Below are 22023 nucleotides of genomic sequence, written 5' to 3'. Positions count from 1 at the left end.
CCTATGATCCGAATCGCCTATTGTACCCCCTCTCTCCATATCCCCGGAGGAGTGGAAAGGGTACTGACCACCAAAGCCAATTATCTGGCGGAGAATGGTAATTATGACATATATATTTTGCTGACTGACGGAAAAGGCAAGCCTCCCTGCTATACTTTATCGCCCAAAGTAAAAATCATCCAACTGGATATAGATTTTGAAGAATTATGGGAACTCCCTCTTTGGAAAAAAGTGCCGGTTTATCTGAAAAAACAAAGAATATACCGACGCAAGCTCTCTGCCGCCTTGTCTCACCTCAAACCGGACATCACAGTTTCTTTGTTACGACGGGAAATAAACTTTATCACTTCCCTCAAAGATGGAAGCAAAAAGATAGGGGAGCTACATGTAAACCGGAAAAACTATCGTAACTTTGAAAAGAACGAAAGCAACTTCATCAAGGAACTTTTTGCCAAATTATGGATGAAAAGTCTGGTGAGGCATTTAAAAAAGCTGGACAAGTTCGTTGTACTGAGTGAGGAAGACAGAGCAAACTGGCCCGAACTGCAAAATGTAAAAGTTATCAGCAACCCTCTACCCTTTCAATCCGGAACATTCAGCGACTTGAACAATAAACGGATAACCGCAGCCGGAAGATATACTTATCAAAAAGGATTCGATTTGTTACTGGAAGCATGGAGCAAAGTCTGTAACCGGCATCCGGACTGGGAATTACATATATATGGCAAAGGAGACAAGACTACATATCAAGTACTGGCCGGAAAATGGAAATTAAAGAACCTTTTTCTTGAAAATGCAACCCCGGATATGCTCTGTAAATACCATGAAAGTTCTATCTTTGTATCAAGTTCCAGATTTGAGGGATTCGGAATGGTCATAGCGGAAGCAATGGCGTGCGGAGTACCTGCCGTGTCATTCGCCTGTCCGTGCGGACCTAAAGACATCATCCGGGACGGGGAAGACGGACTATTGGTCGAAAATGGAAAAACAGAAGAACTGGCCGAAAAAATAAATTATCTGATTGAGAACGAACAAATAAGAAAAGAAATGGGGAAAAAAGCCCGCATCAATGTACAACGTTTTGCTGAAGATGTAATAATGCAACAGTGGATTCAGCTATTCAACAACTTATTAAACGGAACAAAACAATGAAAACAGATTCCCCCTACGACAGAGGAGACATCCATATAAATAAAAATGACAAAGTGCTGGAGATAGGTCCGGGCCATAATCCGACATATCGCTCCAACGTGATAGTCGAAAAATTTATTGACACCAATTACCACCGCTGCGGTGACGTGAAAATATACCCGCATCAGACCTTTGTACATGCCGATGGAGAAAAACTGCCATTCAAAGACAAGGAGTTTGACTACGTAATATGCAATCAGGTATTGGAACACGTGGAACATCCCGAAGCTTTTGTCAAGGAATTATGCAGGGTAGCCCGACGGGGATACATAGAAACTCCCAGTCTGCTGGGCGAATACTTGTTTCCCAAAAAATCACATAAATGGGTTATATTGGATATAGACAACAAACTGGTCTTCTATGAAAAGAACAAGATGCCGGGAAACTATGAAAACGACTATGGAGAATTATTCCTGAATTATCTGCCTTTCCAATCCCTCCCCTACAAACTGCTGTGGCTGACGGAAGGAGATATAATCTTGAACCGTTATGAGTGGAAAGATGAAGTGGAGATACTAGTCAATCCCGAAGATGAATACTACTCCTCTTTCTTCCTCAACAAATGGAACCGGGAAATGGTGGAGAAACTATATCCCCGCCGTTCCGCCCTGACGGAAATGAAGAAGATGATTCAAGCCCTGTTCTATATCCTCAAAAACAAATTCAAATCACGATTCAGTAATCACCGGAATCCGGTCACACTGTCCGAATATATAAAAACGCATGAAGTGGTACGCTGACTATTTATCCATCTATGACAAGCCTTTCACCCAAGCCCCACAAGCGGTTATCAACCAAGTGAAAGACAAGATCCGGCAGCTTGCAACTCATGCTCCGCTGGTTTCGGTGGTCGCCATCGCCCATAATGAAGAAAAGAGGATATTGAGCTGCCTGTGGTCTTTATGTGAAAACCAACATAACTATCCTGTAGAAATACTAGTCATCAATAATCATTCTACCGACCACACCGAAGAGGTACTAAAAGAATTAGGAGTCACCTACTTCAATGAATACCAGAAAGGTCCCGGTTTTGCCCGGCAATGCGGACTGAACCATGCCCGGGGGAAGTATCATCTCTGCATAGACGCCGATACACTTTATCCGCCCCAGTACATCAGTACCATGATAAAGGTCTTACAGGACAAAGAAGTGGCAGGTGCATACGCCCTGTGGAGTTTTCTTCCTAATGAACATCATTTAGGACTTTTCTTCTATGAGACACTACGTGATCTCTATTTGAAAATACAAAATCTGAACAGACCGGAGCTCAATGTACGTGGAATGGCTTTTGCCTTCCACACGGAAACAGCCCGGAAAGAAGGATTCCGGACAGACATACTCCGCGGAGAAGACGGCTCCCTGGCACTGGCATTGAAAAAATACGGAAAATTAAGATTCGTCACCGCCCGCAAAGCCCGTGTCCTTACCGGCTATGGCACTATTTCGGCCGACGGATCCCTGTTCAGCAGTTTCAAAAAACGAGCCATAAAAGGTTTAAGAAGCTTCACGACTCTTTTCTATAGCAAAAACAATTACGAGGACGAAGATTCTAACTTGATAAAGTAACGACAGATGAAAATAGCAATAGAAGCCCAGCGCATCTTCAGAAAAGAGAAACATGGCATGGACTATGTAGCTCTGGAAACCATCCGGGAACTGCAAAAGATAGACCAACAGAACGAATACTTCATACTGGTCAGCCCGGGAGATGATGTTTGTTTGCAGGAATCCGCCAACATGCATATCGTGACCGTTAATTGGCCATCCTATCCACTTTGGGAACAGATAGGACTACCGTTGGCTTTAAAAAAAATCAAACCCGACCTGCTGCACTGCACAAGCAACACTGCCCCTGTGTATGGAAACATTCCACTGATGCTTACACTGCACGACATTATCTTTCTAGAAAAAAAACAAGGCAAGAACCAGTCCATGTACCAAAGACTGGGACGTTTCTACCGAAAAATCATTGTTCCCCAAATCCTTACCAAATGCAAAAGAATCATTACCGTTTCTCATTTTGAATGCAACCGCATCAGTCATTTCCTGCACATTGACAAACAACTGCTTGTCGCCGTATACAACGGCTATTCACAACATTTCATACCCATACGGAACGCACAAGCCATCACTGCCCGATACATAAAGAACCATCCTTACCTGTTCTTTTTAGGAAATACCGATCCCAAGAAGAATACGGCAAGGGTATTGCAGGCATACGGCATTTATTTAAAAAAATCCAGTCAGCCCCTTCCCTTGCTTATCGCCGACCTGAAAGAAGAGATCATAGACGAATATCTGAACCGGGAAGGATTACAAGAAATAAAAAAAATGCTGTATCATCCCGGATACATTCCAAACACAGAACTACCCGCTGTTTATAGTGGAGCATCCGTCTTTATATACACGTCTTTACGCGAAAGTTTCGGCATCCCCATTCTGGAGGCGATGGCCTGTGGAACTCCCGTCATCACCTCAACCACTTCCGCCATGCCCGAAATCGCAGGACCGGAGGGTATTCTGGTCAATCCGTTCGAACCGGAGGAAATTGCTTCCGCCCTCCTTCATTTAGAAGAAAATGCAGAATTCTATCAGTCACAAACTGCATATGGACTAGAAAGAGTCCGTCGGTTCTCATGGGAGAACACAGCCAGAGAAATATTGAATATATATAAAGAAATACTAGCATGAACACTCTTGAAATCCTCTTCTTCGTTCTCCTGTTCATTGTATTCTACACCTATGTGGGATACGGAATCCTGTTGTGGATATTGGTAAAAATAAAACAAAGTTTTATTTCCTTCTACGATACGGACGAACCGGAGCAAGAAACCTGCCGGAACGGCAATAACACCGACCTACCCGAAATCACCCTGTTCATCACCGCCTATAATGAGGAACAGGTAGTAGACAGAAAGATGAAAAACTGCCACGAACTGGATTATCCCAAAGAGAAACTGCATACCGTATGGGTAACGGACGGCAGCAATGACCGAACCAATGAAAAATTAAAAGCGTATCCCGATGTCACCCTATTGTTCATCCCCGAAAGAAAAGGAAAAACAGCCGCTATGAACCGGGGCATGGGATTTGTCACCACACCTTTGGTCATATTCACAGACGCCAATACATTTATTAATCCGCAGGCCGTTCGCGAGATAGTAAAATGTTTTAACCATCCGCAGGTGGGATGTGTGGCAGGAGAAAAACGGGTGGACATGTACAGTACCGAAGGAGCGGTTTCCGGAGGAGAAGGATTGTACTGGAAATATGAATCATGGCTGAAAAAAATGGATTATCAGCTCTATTCCGCCATAGGTGCTGCCGGAGAATTATTCGCCATCCGCACCCCGTTATATGAGGAAATGCCTGAAGATACCCTACTGGATGATTTTATGTTGTCCCTGCGTATCGCCATGAAGCAGTATACGATAGCATATTGTGATACGGCATATGCCTTGGAAAGCGGATCGGCCGATATGAAAGAAGAGGAAAAAAGAAAAGTACGTATCGCGGCAGGAGGATTGCAGTCTGTCTATCGTTTGAAAGAACTGCTGAATCCGCTACGTTATGGAATCCTCAGTTTTCAATATGTTTCCCATCGCGTACTGAGATGGTCGGTAACCCCGGTCGCCTTGTTTCTGCTCTTTCCCTTGAATATCCTGCTGGTTGTCTGTAGTGAAAGCCTCCCGGTTTATTTTCTTTTTCTTCTGCTGCAATCCGCATTCTACCTCGGGGGAGTTTATGGCAGCCTCTTGTCTGCCAAGTCCGTAAAGAACAAATTCCTTTATATTCCCTACTATTTCCTGTTCATGAACATCAATGTGATAAAAGGTTTCTTCTATTTGAAGAGACATGCCGGCGGAACATGGGAAAAGTCCCGCAGGGCATAATATTTACTCACCAAAATACTTTTTTATCATCTCACGCAAAGCGGGAGCCATGATCGGCTTGGCCATATAATCGTCACATCCGGCTTCAAAAGCCTTGTCACGGTCACTGTCGTATGCATTGGCGGTAAGAGCTATGATGGGAAGTGTCCCTCCCTTCAGACGAATTCTTCTGGTAGCTTCCAAACCGTCCATAACAGGCATCTTTATATCCATCAAAATCATATCGGGCTGGCAACTCTCAAATTTCTCAATAGCCTCCTGCCCATCATGGGCACGGTGAACTTCATACTCCTTTCTTAAAATTATAGATAATAAGAGATAATTACTTTCCGTATCTTCAGCTACCAAAATCTTTTTCATTTCTTCTTTTCATTGATTACCTTGCAAAATTACGATATAAAATGATATAAACAATATTTTTTTTGTATATTTGCTGTCAGTAACAAATATCACGCATCTAAATTCGCTAAGAGAAACAGTATATTGAGAATCATACTATTAATATGAAAATTCCGAGTAATATATTGCACGATAAGCAGTATGCAGACAAAATTCTGGAAATTACGGCTGATACTATGTTTTTCGTATATAAAGACGGTACCTGTTTAGACTTCAAGGCTAATACGACGGACTTCTTTATAAAAGAACAAGATATTATAGGGAGAAATATATTCTCTTATTTCCCCGTAGAAACGGCACGGGAGATGTATGCGGAATTCATCAAAGTACGGGCAGGAGACAAACCTTCCGCACGGAATTACAAATTAATATTGGAAGATGACGTGAAATACTACAAATGTATTATCAGCAAGTATGATGAGGAGCATTTTCTTTTTCAATACAGGGACATCACAGGCCGGAGTGTCGTCAGGCTGAAACTGGAAAAAAAGCAAAAAGATTTGTGCGAAGTAGAAAAAGCCGCAAGAATAGGATTATGGGCATACGATTCGTCCACACGGCTCTTCACTTACTCGGGATACACCCGGATATTCTGTAACGATGAGGAACAGAAACAGATTTCCATAGATGAATACATGAACTATATGCACCTTGATGACAAGGACCGTTTCAGTCAATGGCTGGAAGAAAACCTGAAGGAGAAAGATGCTTCCAATACCGTAAACTATAGACTCCTTATTGACGGAAAGACCGTCAATATGAGAATAAAAACATACCACAAAGAGGTATATATGCAAAGGACCGTATTGGAAGGATATATACAGAACACATCCGAAATTGTTTGGAAAGCAGAACGCTCCAACCAGCTGAAATCTGCCTTCCTTGCCAATATGAGCCATGAAATCCGTACGCCGTTGAATGCCATTCTGGGATTCTCACGCATTATAGCCGAAACGGAAAACGCCGAGGAAAGATTGCAGTATTACGATATTGTAGAAAAAAACAACATGCGCCTGCAGGAACTTATCAACGAGATTTTGGACCTGTCGAAGATTGAATCGGGCATGATGGAGTTCAACTATGCGCCTGTATCCCTTTATATTTTATGTGAGGATGTAAAAAACACGTATAGTTTCCGGTGTCAACCCGGAGTGGAGCTTGTTTTCGAAGAGTCCGATCCGTCACTGGTTATCTCGACAGACAGGAACCGCTTGTTTCAGGTTTTCTCCAATCTGATAGGTAATGCTACGAAATTCACCGCCAAAGGTTCTATCAGCTTCGGGTATAAATTGAAGGAAAAAGAGATTGTTTTTCATGTAGCCGATACCGGAAGCGGTATTTCCGATGACAAGATAGACAAGATATTCGATCGTTTCATCATGGCCAACAACCAAGTGCAAGGCACAGGACTGGGGCTTTCCATCAGCAAAATCATTGTAGAAAAGTTAGGAGGAAAAATAGCTGTACAATCCAAAATGGAAACCGGAACCACATTCACTTTTACATTGCCTTACATTTCGGCAAACGGAGATATGAAATGGGAGGAAAAACTTACACCGGCTTCCATTAAAGACAACAATAGAACTTCCCACCAGGAAATGACCATCCTAGTGGCGGAAGACTATCAAAGCAATTATGACTTGATAGAGGCTATGCTCGGAAAAATGTACAAACTGGTGCATGCTCATGACGGTATGGAGGCTATCATATTCTATGAACAATACAAACCCGACTTGATTTTGATGGATATAAAAATGCCTAACATCAATGGTCTGGACGCCACCAAAGCCATCCGGGAAATGTCTGCCAGCGTACCTGTCATCGCTGTAAGCGCATACGCATATGAAAAAGACAAAACAGCTGCCATAGAAAGCGGATGCAATGAGTTTTTAACCAAACCGGTATCTGCCGACTTATTGAAAATGACTATAAACAAGTATCTAAAACAAAAGTAATTTATGGGAAGATTAGCCGTATACAAATTTGCCTATTTTTTATCTATCCTGTTCACAATCTTCATTCTGGGACTTTCCATCTTCGCTTACTTCTCAGGTAAAATAAATCCGGTGGAGAATATGTTTGCCGCATACGTTGCCTTAAGCAAACCTATACTGGTGGTTGTCAATACGATATTATTTATTTACTGGCTCATCAGACTACGGTATTGGTTATGGATTCCATTGACGGGTCTGATAGTAAATTACGAATACATCACTTCCATGTACCAAATTTATAACCCTACCAAATATGCTAACGAGAACAGATTGAAAGTAGTGACTTACAATGTCCACTCATTTGGAAATGAAATTACGGGATTCTCCGCCAAGGAGTTTGCCGAGATGATGAACAAGGAGGAAACGGATGTACTTTGTTTTCAGGAATATAGAGGCAATGGCGACTTTACGGAACAAGACTTACAGAATACGTATGCTAAAATATTCCCTTACTCGTTTATCCCCGAAGGATTGAGTCAGGCCATTTACAGCCGCTACCCCATCAGACAGTCACAAACAATAGAATTTCCGAATACCAACAACGGAGCCATCTGGGCCGACCTGGATGTAAAAGGTATGACGATACGCATCATCAACGTGCACATGCAGACTACCAGCTTTGACAGAATGCGTTCCAAAGCAGCACAGGCTCGGGGAGAACAAGATGAGGAACAGGAAAGAGGCATTTATCTGGGCTATTCTGACAACTTCCGGGAAAATACTGTCAGACGTGCCGGACAGGCTGAACAAATCAGTTCGCTGATCAATGCCACGGAATATCCCTTGATTGTATGCGGTGACTTCAATGACCCTCCGGGAACTTTTACTTATGAAACTCTGAAAAACGGCTTGAAAGACGGATTTCAAACCGCTGGAGAAGGGTACGGAGCCACTTATCGGGGGTTTCACCATTTACTACGGATAGACTACTTGTTCCATTCCACCTTATTGGAAGGTATAAAATATAAGGTGATTCCTTATGATATGAGTGACCATAACCCGGTATATCTGGAGGTGGGGCTTTGATAAATCACTTCTTCAAAGCTACCGAAAAGAAGAAAGTGGAACCTTTTCCCTCTTCAGACTCAAACCATAAATGCCCACCATTCTTAACAGCAAAATCCTGACATAATAACAAGCCTAATCCGGAACCTTCCTCATTATTCGTTCCGTATTTGCTGAAATGAGTTTCCGTGTTCAACAATTTCTTTTGGTCTTCCTCACTCATGCCTTTTCCGGTGTCTTTTACACTGACTATGACTTTATCACCCTCTATTTCGGCATTAACCAGAATTTCGGAATCATTATAACTGAACTTAATTGCATTGCTGAGAAGATTACGCAAGATGGTTTTCATCATATCCATATCGGCATGTACCTCAATCTTTCCATGCACCGGGAAGTTCACCTTTATATTCTTCATACCGGCTACCAGATTGAAAATTTCGATAACCGAAGCAATATTCCCCACAATATCAAAGTCCTGATAAACTACATTCAGCTTGCCTATCTGGCTTTTAGTCCATTTCAATAAATTATCCAGCAAAGAGAAAACATCCTCCGTACTTTGATTGGCCATGCTCAGCATATCAAACATTTCCTTACCGATCTGTTCGGACGGAAGACTGAGTATCAACATATTGAGCACCATTTTAATGGATCCCATGGGTGAACGCAGGTCATGTGCGATAACAGAATATAACTTGTCGCGCCCCATAATAATCTTACGCAATTCTTCCGTTTGCTTCATGATGATCCGTTTGGCGGCAATCAGGGATATCTGATGGGTAACACGGATCACAAGCTCTTCCTTATTAAAAGGTTTGGATATAAAATCATTCGCACCTACCTTGAAACCCTTCACTATATCGGCAGTGGTATTCAAGGCTGTCAGAAATATAATAGGAATATGTTGTGTTTCCGGATCGGCTTTCAATCGTTCGGCAACTTCAAAACCATTCATCTCGGGCATCATGACATCCAACAAAATCAAATCGGGACGGGCATTGACCGCCTGGGATAATGCCTCCTTTCCATTACCGGCAGTTATCACCTTAAACTTCTCGTTTGTTAACAACACTTTTAACAACAAGACATTAGAAACCACATCATCCACAACCAAAACAGTGTACTCAGAATGACTTATTACAACATTTACATCCGGTGTCATAGGTATATATTATTTAGCCAGAACACTTTTAAAATAATCAATCACTTTCATCAGCCCCTCTTCCAGATGAATGTGAGGCTCCCAATCCAGCTTTTCTTTTGCCAGAGTAATATCCGGCCTGCGCTGACGAGGGTCATCATGAGGTAAAGGTTCGAAAATAATGTTAGAATGAGAACAGGTCAGTTCCAATATCTTCTGAGCCAGTTCGAATATGGAAAATTCGCAAGGGTTACCGATATTCACCGGTCCTGTGAAGTGATCTTCCGTAGCCATCATACGTATCATCCCTTCCACCAGATCATCTATGTACTGAAAACTACGTGTCTGTTTTCCGTCTCCATAAATGGTTATATCTTTATCTAGCAATGCCTGTACCACAAAATTGGAAATTACACGTCCGTCATCGGTCAGCATATTAGGACCATACGTATTAAATATGCGGATTATTTTTACCAAAACGCCATGTTGACGGTAATAATCCATGCACAAAGTCTCGGCACAACGTTTTCCTTCATCATAACAAGACCGGTAGCCTATGGGATTCACATTTCCCCAATCTCCCTCCCTTTGGGGATGCGACAACGGATCACCATACACCTCACTGGTAGAAGCCTGAAGTATTTTTGCTTTGTTACGCTTCGCCAGTCCCAACATATTAAACGTGCCGAAGACAGCCGTCTTCGCCGTTTTGATAGCATCATGCTGATAATGTATAGGAGAAGCGGGACATGCCAGATTGTATATCTCGTCCACATCCGTCCAAAACGGATTAATTATATCGTGTTCTATCAGTTCAAAGCGCGGATGCCCGATCAGGTAACTTATATTCTCTTTACTCCCCGTGAAAAAGTTGTCTAAACATATAACAATATTACCTTCCTCTATCAGACGAGTGCATAGATGTGACCCTATAAATCCTGCGCCTCCCGTTACTAGGATTCTTTTCATTCCCCTTATTTTTACTTTATTTTATGTTTAGCAAAAATAATTGATTCCCTTCACTTGTGCAAACATTTAAAACAAGATTATTCGTTATCTTTGCAAATACTTTGTCAAAATGAGATTTATATGAAGAAATATCCTTGTGTATTAAGTATAGCAGGATCCGATTGCAGCGGAGGAGCCGGCATACAGGCTGACCTGAAGACCATCTCCGCCTTGGGTGGTTATGCTGCGACAGCCATTACTGCAATCACCGTACAGAACACTTTGGGAGTACGTGCCATACATCCCGTACCACCGGTATATGTACGTGGGCAGATAGAAGCCGTAATGGAAGATATCCGTCCGGATGCTGTTAAAATAGGTATGATTAATGATGTGGAAATAGTCGAGGCCATAGCCTCCTGCCTTCGTACATACCGACCCCGTTTCGTTGTGTTCGATCCGGTCATGGTATCGACTAGCGGACACCGGCTGATAGAAGAGGACGCCATCAGTGCACTGACCCGGGAACTGATGCCTCTGGCCAGTCTGATTACGCCCAATCTGAGTGAGGCGGAAGTATTGACGGAACACTGCATAAGCAATGTGGACACAATGAAAGCTGCCGCATCGGAATTATTAAAATTCGGTTGCGGATCCGTTTTACTGAAAGGAGGACATTTGGAGGGCGACAAGATGTGCGATGTATTACAAACAGCTGGAGAAGACAAGCCTCATCTCTTTATCTCAGATAAGATAGAAAGCAAAAACACACACGGAACAGGATGTACTCTTTCTTCCGCCATTGCTACTTTTCTGGCACTGGGATATGATATGCCGCAGGCCGTAGAACATGCAAAAGCATATGTCACCAAAGGAATCCACGCCGGGAAAGACGTGCACATAGGCGAAGGACACGGTCCGCTGAATCACTTTTACGCACCTGTTCCAATGAAAACAATGAAATAATTTGTCAATGTGCTAATTACCATGCGGTACATAATGCAGCATATTAGCAAATTGCCTCATTATTATTCCGTAGTTCCGAAAGAAATAATTAACTTTGCAACGTTTTTAAACCAAAATAGGAAAAATATGAAAGCATTTGTATTCCCCGGACAGGGAGCACAGTTTGTAGGTATGGGTAAAGACCTGTACGAAAACTCGGCTTTAGCCAAAGAACTTTTTGAAAAAGCAAACGACATTTTAGGATACCGTATCACAGACATCATGTTTGAAGGTACTGACGAAGACTTGCGCCAGACTAAAGTAACTCAGCCTGCCGTTTTTCTGCACTCGGTAATTTCCGCTCTTTGCATGGGTGATGATTTCAAACCTGAAATGACTGCCGGACACTCGCTGGGCGAATTTTCCGCATTGGTTGCAGCCGGAGCATTGTCTTTCGAAGATGGTCTGAAACTGGTTTATGCACGTGCTATGGCTATGCAGAAAGCTTGTGAGGCACAACCCTCTACGATGGCTGCCATCATTGCATTGCCTGACGAAAAAGTAGAGGAAATCTGTGAAGCGATTTCTAAAGAAGGAGAAGTGGTAGTGGCTGCCAATTATAACTGCCCGGGACAAATTGTCATCTCAGGTTCTATCGAAGGAATCAACAAGGCTTGCGAGCAAATGAAAGCTGCCGGTGCTAAACGTGCCCTGCCGCTGAAAGTGGGAGGCGCCTTCCACTCTCCGCTGATGAACCCCGCCAAAGTGGAACTGGAAGCTGCTATCAACGCTACTGAAATTCATACTCCGAAATGCCCTGTATATCAGAACGTGGACGCTTTGCCTCACACAGATCCCGCTGAAATCAAGGCAAACCTGGTAGCTCAGCTCACCGCTTCCGTACGCTGGACCCAGACAGTGAAGAATATGGTTGCCGATGGTGCCGATGACTTTACCGAATGCGGACCGGGTGCTGTACTGCAAGGACTGATCAAGAAAATTGATGGATCGGTCAACGCACACGGTATTGCTTGATAAACAAAATTCAGTTATTATAAATTTTATACGGATTACCGGAATATGCTGAGTAATCCGTATTTTTTTTATGGCATTTCACAAAAATATTCGTAAGTTTGTCGGTATCTAAACGAGATCAGACTATGAATGAATTTAAATATAACATTGGTTATGCCCTGAGCGGAGGATTTATAAAAGGATTTGCCCATTTGGGGATTATGCAGGCTTTGCATGAACATGGCATCAGGCCGGAAATACTTTCCGGAGTAAGTGCAGGTGCTCTTGCCGCTGTCTTCTATGCCGACGGCAAAGAACCTTATCATATTGTTGAACTTTTTGAGCACCATTCATTCAAAGAACTGACCACTTTTTCTATCAACAAACAAGGTCTGCTGAAACTGGATAGTTTTATCGATTTCTTAAACAGCAACTTGGAGTCGAAAACGATAGAAGAACTAAAAATTCCCACTATTATTACCGCCACCGATTTGGATCACGGACGCATCGTTTCTTTTAAAAAAGGGAAAATAGCCGAAAGACTGGCTGCTTCCTGCTGTATGCCTATCTTGTTTGCCCCCATACGCATCAACAATACATATTATGTAGATGGAGGAATCTTGATGAACCTGCCGGTCAGCCCCATTCGCAAAGAATGCGAGAAAGTGATAGCACTCAATGTAGATCCGCTGGTAGCAGATGAATATAGCAAGAATGTGGTAAGCATCGCACTCAGAGCCTATCATTTTATTTTCCAAGCCAATACACTGCCTCAAAAAGGGATTGCAGATTTGCTGATCGAATCATACGGACTGGAAGAATACAGCAACAGAGAACTGGAAAGAGCCGAAGAGATATTCGAAAAAGGATACAATACGGCAACGGAACTCCTGGACAGACTACTCCTGGAGAATGGAACAATTTGGAGATAAACAAAAAAAGAATAAAATGGATACACAAGAAAAAATTATTATCTATCAGGTATTCACCCGTTTATTCGGGAACAACAGCCTGCGTTGTAAGCCTAATGGTTCTTTGGAGGAAAACGGTTGCGGAAAAATGGCCGATTTCACGACAAAGGCTTTAAACGAGATCAGAACACTGGGTGCCACACATATTTGGTATACAGGTATCATTGAACATGCTACCCAAACCAATTATACCCGCTATGGCATCAAACCCGATCATCCCGCAGTAGTAAAAGGAAAGGCCGGATCACCGTATGCCATCAAGGATTATTATGATGTAGACCCTGATTTGGCAACCAGTATCCCGGACCGTATGAAAGAGTTCGAGAATCTGGTAACACGAAGCCACAAAGCCGGATTGAAGGTCATTATTGATTTTGTCCCCAACCATGTAGCCCGCCAATATGGTTCAGACGCCAAGCCTGAAGGAGTAACCGATTTGGGTGAGAAAGATGATGTGACAAAAGCTTTCAGCCCCAACAATAATTTCTATTATATTCCCGATACAAAGCTGGAAGGCAATATTGACCTGCACCGTGGCGCAGCGGAACCTTACATAGAGTTTCCGGCAAAAGCAACCGGTAATGACCGTTTTGACGCATGGCCCAACTCCAATGACTGGTATGAAACTGTGAAACTGAATTATGGTATAGACTACTTGAACGGTCATAGCCGCCACTTCGAACCGATTCCGGACACATGGGTGAAGATGCGTGACATCCTACTGTTCTGGTCTGCCAAAGGCATTGACGGATTCCGCTGTGATATGGCAGAAATGGTTCCTGTAGAATTCTGGGGATGGGTGATTCCGCAAATCAAAGCTGAACATCCGAAACTGATCTTTATCGCCGAGGTCTATAATCCGGGAGAATACAGAAATTATCTGTTCAATGGCAAATTCGACTATTTATATGACAAAGTAGGTCTGTATGATACGCTACGTGCCATTACCTGCGGATGGGAATCGGCAACTGCTATTCCACAACGCTGGCAAAGCTTGGGAGGTATTGAAAAACGAATGCTCAATTTCCTGGAAAATCATGACGAGCAGCGCATAGCTTCCGATTATTTTGCCGGAAACGGCTCAAAAGCCATCCCCGCAATGATTGTATCGGCTTGCATGAATACCAATCCGGTCATGATTTACTTCGGGCAGGAATTGGGAGAACATGGCATGGATACGGAAGGTTTCAGCGGGCGTGACGGAAGAACTACCATCTTTGATTACTGGAGTGTGGACAGCATACGCCGCTGGCGCAATGGAGGCAAGTTTGACAATAAATTCCTGAATGAGGATGAAAAGCAATTGAAACAATTCTATACCCGTCTGCTGAATATATGCAACAGTGAAAAAGCCATACGGGAAGGTGTGTTCTTTGACTTAACCTATGCCAATCTGGCCGGATGGGTATTTAACGAACATAAGCAATACGCCTTTTTACGAAAACAGGATGATGAACTGATATTAATTATGGTTAACTTTGACTCCATACCGGCACGTTCAGCCGTCAATATTCCGCAACATGCGTTTGATTATTTAGGCATCCATCGTTATGGAGAATATGAGGCAACCGAATTGCTGACCGGAAACACAGAGAAGCTGACTCTTATGCCGGACAAAACAACTCCCGTATTACTAGATGGAATGAATGGAAAAATTCTGAAATTCAAGCTATAGTTTCCCACCACAGATTACTCAGATTAACACAGATACAGATTGAAATAAGCAATAAATCGTATTTCAATCTGTGTAATCTGTGGTAAAAAACATTTTAACTCTAGGAAAATACAAATTCCTTCATTGTCCTATCTCTTCAACAGACCGATTTTCAAGTTCAGCTTAAAATAATAGACTCCGTTCTCACGTTCCAGATATCCGTATTTATCTTTTTCAGTAGAACTTTTCTCAAACCGGGAATTAACAAACAGGAAATCGGCAAATACCTGACGGTCAGCCTTCTGATAACAAAGTACCTCTCCATTACCATTTACAAACAGAAAACCGGATATGGCAGAATCTATCCCATTAAATATCTTGGCAGGACGCATTCCTAAAGCCAAAGCCATAAGAAACTGCTTCATCTTATATTCATAATAACTATGCTTATGGATCAATTCATCCTTTATTTTCAACGGATTGATTTGTTTGATTGCTTCTGTCAGGTCACTAACTTTGGATATGCCATCCAAATGCATGACACGCAACATCTCGCCCAACATACGGGGAAAATGAAGATCTATCATGCAAAGATTACTACGGAATACCTTATCGGCCACATCATTATATTTTAAGATTCCTCCCAAGCGTTCTATCATCAACATACGTCCTGCCACATCATCTTCTTCACCAAAAGCATTAATTTTGTTTACGGTAGGAGTAGCGAATTTAACACCTGTCTGCTCGAACTTCAAATTGGCGGTACGCCCTCCATCCAACAACGGGAACATAGTTCCCAAACGGGAACGAACGCAAAAACCTACCAACGGAGCCTCTATACTGTAAAAAGCAACATAGAAATCAGTACGGTCATCCGTCTTTGCTTCCAAGTCATAAATGGCGACTTCATCTAAAAATTCTTCTACACCGTCGGGAGACATCACATCATTCTCTCGGCTCTCTTTGACAGCAGCAAAAACCAACTCTGTCACAGCCGCAAAATCCTCACGAGGTATCTGCTTATCTATCTTTTCCCCACAAATACGTACGGTCGCCTCATCCTCCAGAATATAACGGCGTGTCCCGTCATGTTCCTCACGCTGTACCATCGCCACAGGAAGCTTTTGCACTTCATTCCTTTTCACATCAGGCGTACCTGCATACACATATCCGTCCGCTAACAAGCGGAAAAAGGCGTAAAGCTCGCCCCACTCTCTCTTTGTCGCTTCAAATGCCATATATTTTCTCTTTTTACTATCGTCTGCTATTTTTTAACGGCTGCAAAGATACGCAAAAGAAGTCTTAAAAAACAGGTTTTCGAGAAACGCAAATATTAAACAATGTTATATAGCATACTTTTTAAGTCTGATTATTTGCTATTTTCCAAAAAGTCCGTACCTTTGCAATGTGTTTTTCATAGTATTAGATTTAAGGTTAACAAAGGTTGGAGCAAGGCGTTGCTCCTTTTTTATTTTATCCCCCTTACTTTTACGATAAAACAAGTATTTCTTTTAATCCAGAAACCTCAACCTATCTTCAATCGTTCTCAACAGAATCCCTCCGACAGGATAATCAGGTAGAAATTTATGAAGGGAATGCGGATGTGATTTACGTTCCAATCGAACCGATGAATTAGCATTTATCAACAAATGTATCACAAATCACTGCATTTCCATAAACCTGTTCCTTATCCGGTTTGTTCTAAATGGCAAAGACAATCTTTATAAATGATAGAATCATGAAATTAAAAAAAGGAAGTATTGCATTACTAACATTGGCAGGTATGTTCTATATGAGCGTACAAAAAGCGGATGCATGCACGCGTGCCGTCTATATCGGACCGGACCATATGGTAGTAACCGGACGTACAATGGACTGGAAAGAAGATATTATGAGTAATATCTATGTTTTCCCCAGAGGAATACAACGTGCAGGATATAATAAAGAAAATGCCGTGAAATGGACTTCAAAATACGGCAGCGTCATTGCAACAGGATATGATATAGGTACGTGTGACGGAATGAATGAAAAAGGATTGGTTGCCAGTCTGTTATTTTTGCCAGAATCCGTATTTGACCGTCCGGGAGATACACGTCCTGTCATGGGAGTCAGCATATGGACACAATATGTACTGGACAATTTTGCCACCGTACATGAAGCTGTCGAGGAGCTGAAAAAAGAATCATTCCGCATTGATGCTCCCCACATGCCCAACGGTTCAGCTTCCACTCTTCACCTAGCTATTACAGATGAAACAGGAAATACAGCGGTTTTGGAATATCTGGACGGGAATTTAAGCATACACGAAGGAAAAGAATTCCAAGTGATGACCAATTCTCCACGATATGATTATCAGTTGGCTATCAATGATTACTGGAAAGAAGTAGGAGGATTGCAAATGCTGCCGGGCACGAACCGTTCCAGCGACCGCTTTGTGCGTGCCTCTTTTTATATACATGCAATCCCTCAGACTCCGGACGCTAAAATAGCTGTACCCAGTGTACTCAGTGTGATGCGTAATGTATCTGTCCCTTTCGGAATTACCACACCGGACAAACCTCATATATCTTCCACCCGCTGGCGTTCTGTATCCGATCAGAAGAATAAAATATATTATTTTGAATCGGTCATGACTCCTAATCTGTTTTGGTTGGATTTGAAGAAAATCGACTTCAGTCCCAAAGCCGGAATCAAGAAACTGCCCCTCACCAACGGAAAGATTTATGCAGGAGATGCTGTAAAAGATTTAAAAGACAGCGACTCATTTGTATTCTTATTCCAAACCCCTGTGATGTAAAACAGTAAAAATCAATATGACGTTCATGCCTCATTAAAATCGGTTAAGAGCCTCGTGAACGTCATACTTTTCTGCAAAAGTACTCCCCTCCGGCATTGAGTATCTTTTAAAATTCGTTGTTTTATAATAATACAAAAGCAATCATTTCCTCTCTGCTTCCTTATTACAAAAGAATAATTTATCTTTGAACGGATTTTAATATCCCATCAAAATCAGAACAAAAATAAAATAACTATGGAACAACCATCACTCAACGACCATAATAAACAGGAATACCCTCCCATGCATACTACAGAGCATGTCATAAACAGGACAATGGTCAATCTTTTCGGATGCGGACGGGCAATATCCGCCCATATAGAACGCAAAAAAAGCAAGCTGGATTTTGCGCTGCAAACCTGTCCGGAAGAAGCGGATATTATAAGAATAGAAAACACCGTAAACGAAGTATTGCGAAGAAATTTGCCCGTTACAATGGAATTTATCTCTCAAGAGGAAGCTATAGGGCGCTTTGACATGAAACGTTTACCGGAAAAAGCTTCCGAAACCGTACGGATTGTAAAAGTCGGCGATTACGACGAATGCCTCTGTATAGGTCAACACGTGAAAAATACGTCCGAAATAGGTACATTTAAAATTATAAGCCACGACTATAAAGACGGAATCTTCCGTATGCGGTTCAAGCTGATATAGAACAACTGTCAATCTGTCCCCCTAAAATTACAAATTGGCAGTAGCCTTGACAATCAAATGTTTAAAGAGGCTTACCAACTTTTAATGCAAAGGTTTTAATCTTTAAGAAAACCTTTATAGGTTTAAAAGAGTGCAATATAAACCGCATATCATCGAACTAATGGTATGCGGTTTGCATTATGGATAGTGAATGACAAAGCCGAAAGGTGAAGGAATTCAGAAATAAACAAAATGTTTAACCAAAACCTATAGGAGATTAAGATTATGATGCCAGTAAGAAGATCAAACCAAACATGGTTACCAAGTATTTTTAATGATTTCTTTGATAACGACTGGATGGTAAAAGCCAATGCAACAGCTCCCGCCATCAATGTTATTGAAAGTGACAAAGACTACAAAGTAGAAGTCGCCGCTCCGGGAATGACCAAAGAAGACTTCAAGATTCATATCAACGAAGACAACGACTTGGTTATCTCTATGGAAAAGAAAACAGAAAGTACCGAAGGTGATAAAGAAGGCAAGAAAGAAAGCCGTTACTTGCGTCGCGAATTCTCTTATTCTAAATTCCAACAGACATTGATTCTGCCTGATGATGTAGATAAAGATAAAATTGATGCAAAAGTAAACGATGGTGTATTAACTATCGAGCTGCCGAAACGTACACCGGAAGACAAAGAAAAAGCAGCCAAGGTTATCGAAGTTAAATAACATGCTCTCAAATTCAGAAAAGAGGGATTGCCGCAGAGGCAGTTCCTCTTTTGTTTTTATAAAAGTCCGTTTCTATTCCCTATGAGTCCATCGTAATCTTACAACCCAAAGATATAAATCTTTCACCTGTAAGATCTATAATCTTCCGGGGGTAAGATCTATAATCTTCGCATTGCATCCTCCCTTCCCTGTTCTGTTCCATATTGCCTGTTGTCTTTACGCACTATACCTCGCCAATGTCTACTTAACATATTTATCCAACACTTTTTCCAAGGCATTTTGTGAAACCGGCTTAGTCAGGAAATCATCGCATCCGGCTTCTATAGCCCTGTCTTTGTCGGACTCAAAAGCAAAGGCAGTCAAAGCGACAATAGGCACTTCTTTTGAATAAGAACGAATCAGGCGCGTAGCCTCCAGCCCATCCATATGGGGCATCTTGATATCCATCAAAATCAAGTCGGGCTGATGTTCTTTAAATTGATTCACCGCATCCTCTCCATTCTTAGCCCATAGCAGATTACATCTTTTCCCTAACAATGTCTTTAACAGCAAAAAGTTGCTGTCTACATCTTCCGCCACCAGTACTGTTCTTCTTTGCAACACTTTTCTCGGTCCCGTACTCCCTGATTCCGGACACTTCATAGCCTTTCCGGATTCCGGAATTTTTTTACCCGCCTTATAAGGAATCGTAAAACGAAAAGTAGAACCTTCATTCAGTTTGGATTCCGCAGTAATCTCTCCACCTAGTTTTTCTACAATCACCCTACAAATCGCAAGCCCCAAACCTGTTCCCTGAACAAAAGTATTCAGTTTCACGAAACGCTCAAAAATCATTTTAATCTTCTCCTCGGAGATACCCATTCCCGTATCTTTTACATAAAAATCAATATACTCCTCCCTCACTTCAAAACCAAAACGGATTTCCCCTTTGAAAGTAAATTTTATAGCATTGGTTATCAAATTTGTAACAACTTGCATAATTCGGTTCTGATCTTCATTGATTATCAAGCTGGTGTCTTTATTGTCTAATATCAAAACAACCCCAGTCTGCACCCGATCCTTATGCATCTCATACACATTACGGCACAATTCTCCCAAATCCATTGGATATCTGATGTATTCCAATGTACCCGCCTCTATTTTTGCCAAATCAAGTATGTCATTGATTAATTGCAACAATATTTCCGAATTCTGGTTGATGATGTCCGAATAAAGTTTTTCATCCTCTGCGTTATCCGCTATAGTCATCAAATGCGAAAATCCCACAATTGCATTCAGCGGAGTACGGATTTCATGGCTCATATTGGCAAGGAAAGCGGTTTTCAACCTGTCGGACTGTTCGGCTTTGATACGGGCGAATATCAATTCCTGCTCTATATTCTGTATATTGGTAATATCCCATGAAATACCGATAATGAGCGGTGTCCTCCCTTCCAGAGGAACCAACGTTTTCAAGGTCTGCACAATACGGGGCTCTCCTGTAGCCGTCACATACGTTTCCTGCATTTCCATACGTTCGCGGGTACGAATCAATTCCAAATCATCCCGATGAAACTTCTCCGCATTCTCATATTCGGGAAATACTTCAAAATCAGTACGCCCCAACGCTTTGGAAGCAGGAATTTTAGAGTGACTGGCAAACGCCTTATTCCAATAAAGATATCGGAAATCATCTTCAGGGTCCTTCACAAACAAATAAACAGGAATATTATTCAGTATAGCATCCATCAGATAATTCAATTCACGCAATTCATCACGATTCTTGATAACATCTGTTATATCCTGTGTAAAGAACCAAATCATTTCCTCGCCCTGATTTTGAATCATAAAGGCCGAAACCTGATGAACACGAAGTTTTGTTTCTCCCACACGGGTATATTTGGCACGATAAGCAAAATTACCTCCGTTATCGCGAATCTCCTGAACACGTTTATCAAACTGTTCTTTAGTATTCAAGGAAACAGGCAAATCATAGATTTTCTGTGTTCCTAATTCCCCTTTCACTCCATATTCCTCAATAAACTGCCGGTTGGCGTAGACTAAGGTTCCGTCAGCCGATACAGCCAGAATACTATCACTGACCCTATCCAATATCCGTTTAAATATTTCCAAATTCTGCTGTGTGGCAACTCTTTCACTAATATCACGGCACATTATCAACACATATTCTTCATCTAAGGGGAAAATACGATTTTCATAATAATGAAGCGTCCCGTCCACATCCAATTCATGATGGGCTGTAGAACCCCTACCTGTCGAAATAACCTTCTGAAGATTATTATGTATATTGTGATAAGCCTCTTTAGGAACCATATCCTGCATACGCATCCCCTTAAAATCGTTGTTGGATACACCCACATGATTTGTTTCCTCATTAGACACCACCTCTATCCCCATTTCCTCATGATTGAAAACGGTCAACATATCCGGCAAGGAATCTAATATTCTTACCGCATATTTCTCCTTGAAACTAACGCCATCAAAGTTTTTTTCAGAAGAAGATAATTTTTCTTTCAGCAGCCTGTTCTCCTCTTTCAACGATTCAATTTCCTGCTCTAATACTTTAAGCTTGTGTTCACAATCCATTTGTTTTGAATATCTTTAGGATTCCTAATTGGACAAAAGTAGAAAACTTTTTGTAAACACAGAAAGAATAGTGATTTATTT

At 41.8% G+C, this 22023-nt stretch carries 19 protein-coding genes; 14 read left to right on the top strand and 5 right to left on the bottom strand.

The features are described 5' to 3' along the window. Nucleotides 1–3: 3 nt before the first annotated feature. From AB5062_RS11535 to AB5062_RS11515, 5 genes are read left to right on the top strand one after another with little or no spacing between them, the layout of a single operon-like run. Nucleotides 4–1152 (top strand): glycosyltransferase family 4 protein, encoded by a 1149-nt coding sequence (locus tag AB5062_RS11535; protein WP_008782216.1) that lies wholly within the window; start codon nt 4–6, stop codon nt 1150–1152. Then, the gene (locus AB5062_RS11530; protein WP_117829755.1) at nt 1149–1931 is read left to right on the top strand and encodes a class I SAM-dependent methyltransferase; all 783 of its coding nucleotides are present in this window, start codon (nt 1149–1151) and stop codon (nt 1929–1931) included. The genes AB5062_RS11535 and AB5062_RS11530 overlap by 4 nt, the downstream gene beginning before the upstream one ends. Further along, nucleotides 1915–2757: a glycosyltransferase family 2 protein gene (locus AB5062_RS11525; RefSeq protein WP_074783271.1), complete on the top strand. Its 843-nt coding sequence runs from the start codon at nt 1915–1917 to the stop codon at nt 2755–2757. Before AB5062_RS11530 ends, AB5062_RS11525 begins: the two co-directional genes overlap by 17 nt. A gap of 6 nt (nt 2758–2763) precedes the next feature. After that, on the top strand, nt 2764–3882 hold the full coding sequence (locus AB5062_RS11520; RefSeq protein ID WP_074783272.1) for a glycosyltransferase family 1 protein: 1119 nt from the start codon (nt 2764–2766) through the stop codon (nt 3880–3882). Further along, the gene (locus AB5062_RS11515) at nt 3879–5084 is read left to right on the top strand and encodes a glycosyltransferase family 2 protein (protein WP_117696282.1); all 1206 of its coding nucleotides are present in this window, start codon (nt 3879–3881) and stop codon (nt 5082–5084) included. Before AB5062_RS11520 ends, AB5062_RS11515 begins: the two co-directional genes overlap by 4 nt. Before the next feature lie 3 nt (nt 5085–5087). Here the strand turns inward: AB5062_RS11515 and AB5062_RS11510 are convergent, their stop codons facing one another. Continuing rightward, nucleotides 5088–5444, bottom strand: a complete 357-nt coding sequence (locus tag AB5062_RS11510; protein ID WP_074783274.1) for a response regulator — start codon at nt 5442–5444, stop codon at nt 5088–5090. 143 nt (nt 5445–5587) lie between these two features. Here AB5062_RS11510 and AB5062_RS11505 point away from each other — a divergent pair, with 143 nt between their 5' ends. Together AB5062_RS11505 and AB5062_RS11500 are read left to right on the top strand one after the other, a co-directional pair. Continuing rightward, entirely contained in the window at nt 5588–7438 is a 1851-nt protein-coding gene (locus tag AB5062_RS11505; protein WP_016270666.1) for an ATP-binding protein, read from the top strand. A gap of 3 nt (nt 7439–7441) precedes the next feature. Then, on the top strand, nt 7442–8503 hold the full coding sequence (locus AB5062_RS11500) for an endonuclease/exonuclease/phosphatase family protein (protein WP_005843117.1): 1062 nt from the start codon (nt 7442–7444) through the stop codon (nt 8501–8503). A gap of 4 nt (nt 8504–8507) precedes the next feature. Here the strand turns inward: AB5062_RS11500 and AB5062_RS11495 are convergent, their stop codons facing one another. Both AB5062_RS11495 and AB5062_RS11490 read right to left on the bottom strand, forming a co-directional pair. Then, a complete protein-coding gene (locus AB5062_RS11495) occupies nt 8508–9647 on the bottom strand; it encodes a response regulator (RefSeq protein WP_008671373.1) in 1140 nt (379 codons plus the stop codon). 9 nt (nt 9648–9656) lie between these two features. Continuing rightward, nucleotides 9657–10595, bottom strand: a complete 939-nt coding sequence (locus tag AB5062_RS11490) for a UDP-glucuronic acid decarboxylase family protein (protein ID WP_005843115.1) — start codon at nt 10593–10595, stop codon at nt 9657–9659. Nucleotides 10596–10715: 120 nt separating this feature from the next. On the opposite strand from AB5062_RS11490, the gene thiD reads away from it, so the two are divergent. The 4 genes from thiD (at nt 10716) to AB5062_RS11470 (ending at nt 15179) form a co-directional block, all read left to right on the top strand. Beyond that, the gene (thiD, locus tag AB5062_RS11485) at nt 10716–11540 is read left to right on the top strand and encodes a bifunctional hydroxymethylpyrimidine kinase/phosphomethylpyrimidine kinase (RefSeq protein ID WP_005843114.1); all 825 of its coding nucleotides are present in this window, start codon (nt 10716–10718) and stop codon (nt 11538–11540) included. Between the two features lie 126 nt (nt 11541–11666). Beyond that, nucleotides 11667–12554: an ACP S-malonyltransferase gene (fabD, locus tag AB5062_RS11480; RefSeq protein ID WP_005843113.1), complete on the top strand. Its 888-nt coding sequence runs from the start codon at nt 11667–11669 to the stop codon at nt 12552–12554. A gap of 125 nt (nt 12555–12679) precedes the next feature. After that, the gene (locus AB5062_RS11475; RefSeq protein WP_005843112.1) at nt 12680–13465 is read left to right on the top strand and encodes a patatin-like phospholipase family protein; all 786 of its coding nucleotides are present in this window, start codon (nt 12680–12682) and stop codon (nt 13463–13465) included. A gap of 16 nt (nt 13466–13481) precedes the next feature. Then, complete coding sequence (locus tag AB5062_RS11470; protein WP_008671377.1) at nt 13482–15179, top strand: alpha-amylase family protein; 1698 nt, start codon at nt 13482–13484, stop codon at nt 15177–15179. 128 nt (nt 15180–15307) lie between these two features. Here the strand turns inward: AB5062_RS11470 and AB5062_RS11465 are convergent, their stop codons facing one another. Next, a complete protein-coding gene (locus AB5062_RS11465) occupies nt 15308–16396 on the bottom strand; it encodes an HpaII family restriction endonuclease (RefSeq protein ID WP_368326884.1) in 1089 nt (362 codons plus the stop codon). Between the two features lie 500 nt (nt 16397–16896). Between AB5062_RS11465 and AB5062_RS11460 the strand changes: the two genes are divergently transcribed. From AB5062_RS11460 to AB5062_RS11450, 3 genes are all read left to right on the top strand, one after another. Beyond that, a complete protein-coding gene (locus tag AB5062_RS11460; RefSeq protein ID WP_032953713.1) occupies nt 16897–17955 on the top strand; it encodes a linear amide C-N hydrolase in 1059 nt (352 codons plus the stop codon). A 234-nt stretch (nt 17956–18189) separates the two neighbouring features. Further along, nucleotides 18190–18648, top strand: a complete 459-nt coding sequence (locus AB5062_RS11455) for a hypothetical protein (protein WP_005839660.1) — start codon at nt 18190–18192, stop codon at nt 18646–18648. Between the two features lie 264 nt (nt 18649–18912). Then, nucleotides 18913–19356 (top strand): Hsp20/alpha crystallin family protein, encoded by a 444-nt coding sequence (locus AB5062_RS11450; protein ID WP_005839658.1) that lies wholly within the window; start codon nt 18913–18915, stop codon nt 19354–19356. 240 nt (nt 19357–19596) lie between these two features. On the opposite strand, the gene AB5062_RS11445 is transcribed toward AB5062_RS11450, so the two are convergent. Next, nucleotides 19597–21942, bottom strand: a complete 2346-nt coding sequence (locus tag AB5062_RS11445) for a PAS domain-containing protein (protein ID WP_005839654.1) — start codon at nt 21940–21942, stop codon at nt 19597–19599. Nucleotides 21943–22023 lie beyond the last annotated feature (81 nt).

The organism is Phocaeicola sp. RTP21359st1_B8_RTP21360_211022 (assembly GCF_040911965.1).
GTDB classification, from domain to species: domain Bacteria; phylum Bacteroidota; class Bacteroidia; order Bacteroidales; family Bacteroidaceae; genus Phocaeicola; species Phocaeicola vulgatus.
Note: the sequence above shows the minus strand (reverse complement) of the source record. Positions and strands in the feature narration are given on the sequence as shown.

Bases quoted from the DNA above. Each gene is read 5' to 3' on its own strand.
- AB5062_RS11535 (WP_008782216.1), top strand. From the start codon at position 4: ATGATCCGAATCGCCTATTGTACCCCCTCTCTCCATATCCCCGGAGGA.
- AB5062_RS11530 (WP_117829755.1), top strand. From the start codon at position 1,149: ATGAAAACAGATTCCCCCTACGACAGAGGAGACATCCATATAAATAAA.
- AB5062_RS11525 (WP_074783271.1), top strand. From the start codon at position 1,915: ATGAAGTGGTACGCTGACTATTTATCCATCTATGACAAGCCTTTCACC.
- AB5062_RS11520 (WP_074783272.1), top strand. From the start codon at position 2,764: ATGAAAATAGCAATAGAAGCCCAGCGCATCTTCAGAAAAGAGAAACAT.
- AB5062_RS11515 (WP_117696282.1), top strand. From the start codon at position 3,879: ATGAACACTCTTGAAATCCTCTTCTTCGTTCTCCTGTTCATTGTATTC.
- AB5062_RS11510 (WP_074783274.1), bottom strand. From the start codon at position 5,444: ATGAAAAAGATTTTGGTAGCTGAAGATACGGAAAGTAATTATCTCTTA.
- AB5062_RS11505 (WP_016270666.1), top strand. From the start codon at position 5,588: ATGAAAATTCCGAGTAATATATTGCACGATAAGCAGTATGCAGACAAA.
- AB5062_RS11500 (WP_005843117.1), top strand. From the start codon at position 7,442: ATGGGAAGATTAGCCGTATACAAATTTGCCTATTTTTTATCTATCCTG.
- AB5062_RS11495 (WP_008671373.1), bottom strand. From the start codon at position 9,647: ATGACACCGGATGTAAATGTTGTAATAAGTCATTCTGAGTACACTGTT.
- AB5062_RS11490 (WP_005843115.1), bottom strand. From the start codon at position 10,595: ATGAAAAGAATCCTAGTAACGGGAGGCGCAGGATTTATAGGGTCACAT.
- thiD (WP_005843114.1), top strand. From the start codon at position 10,716: ATGAAGAAATATCCTTGTGTATTAAGTATAGCAGGATCCGATTGCAGC.
- fabD (WP_005843113.1), top strand. From the start codon at position 11,667: ATGAAAGCATTTGTATTCCCCGGACAGGGAGCACAGTTTGTAGGTATG.
- AB5062_RS11475 (WP_005843112.1), top strand. From the start codon at position 12,680: ATGAATGAATTTAAATATAACATTGGTTATGCCCTGAGCGGAGGATTT.
- AB5062_RS11470 (WP_008671377.1), top strand. From the start codon at position 13,482: ATGGATACACAAGAAAAAATTATTATCTATCAGGTATTCACCCGTTTA.
- AB5062_RS11465 (WP_368326884.1), bottom strand. From the start codon at position 16,396: ATGGCATTTGAAGCGACAAAGAGAGAGTGGGGCGAGCTTTACGCCTTT.
- AB5062_RS11460 (WP_032953713.1), top strand. From the start codon at position 16,897: ATGAAATTAAAAAAAGGAAGTATTGCATTACTAACATTGGCAGGTATG.
- AB5062_RS11455 (WP_005839660.1), top strand. From the start codon at position 18,190: ATGGAACAACCATCACTCAACGACCATAATAAACAGGAATACCCTCCC.
- AB5062_RS11450 (WP_005839658.1), top strand. From the start codon at position 18,913: ATGATGCCAGTAAGAAGATCAAACCAAACATGGTTACCAAGTATTTTT.
- AB5062_RS11445 (WP_005839654.1), bottom strand. From the start codon at position 21,942: ATGGATTGTGAACACAAGCTTAAAGTATTAGAGCAGGAAATTGAATCG.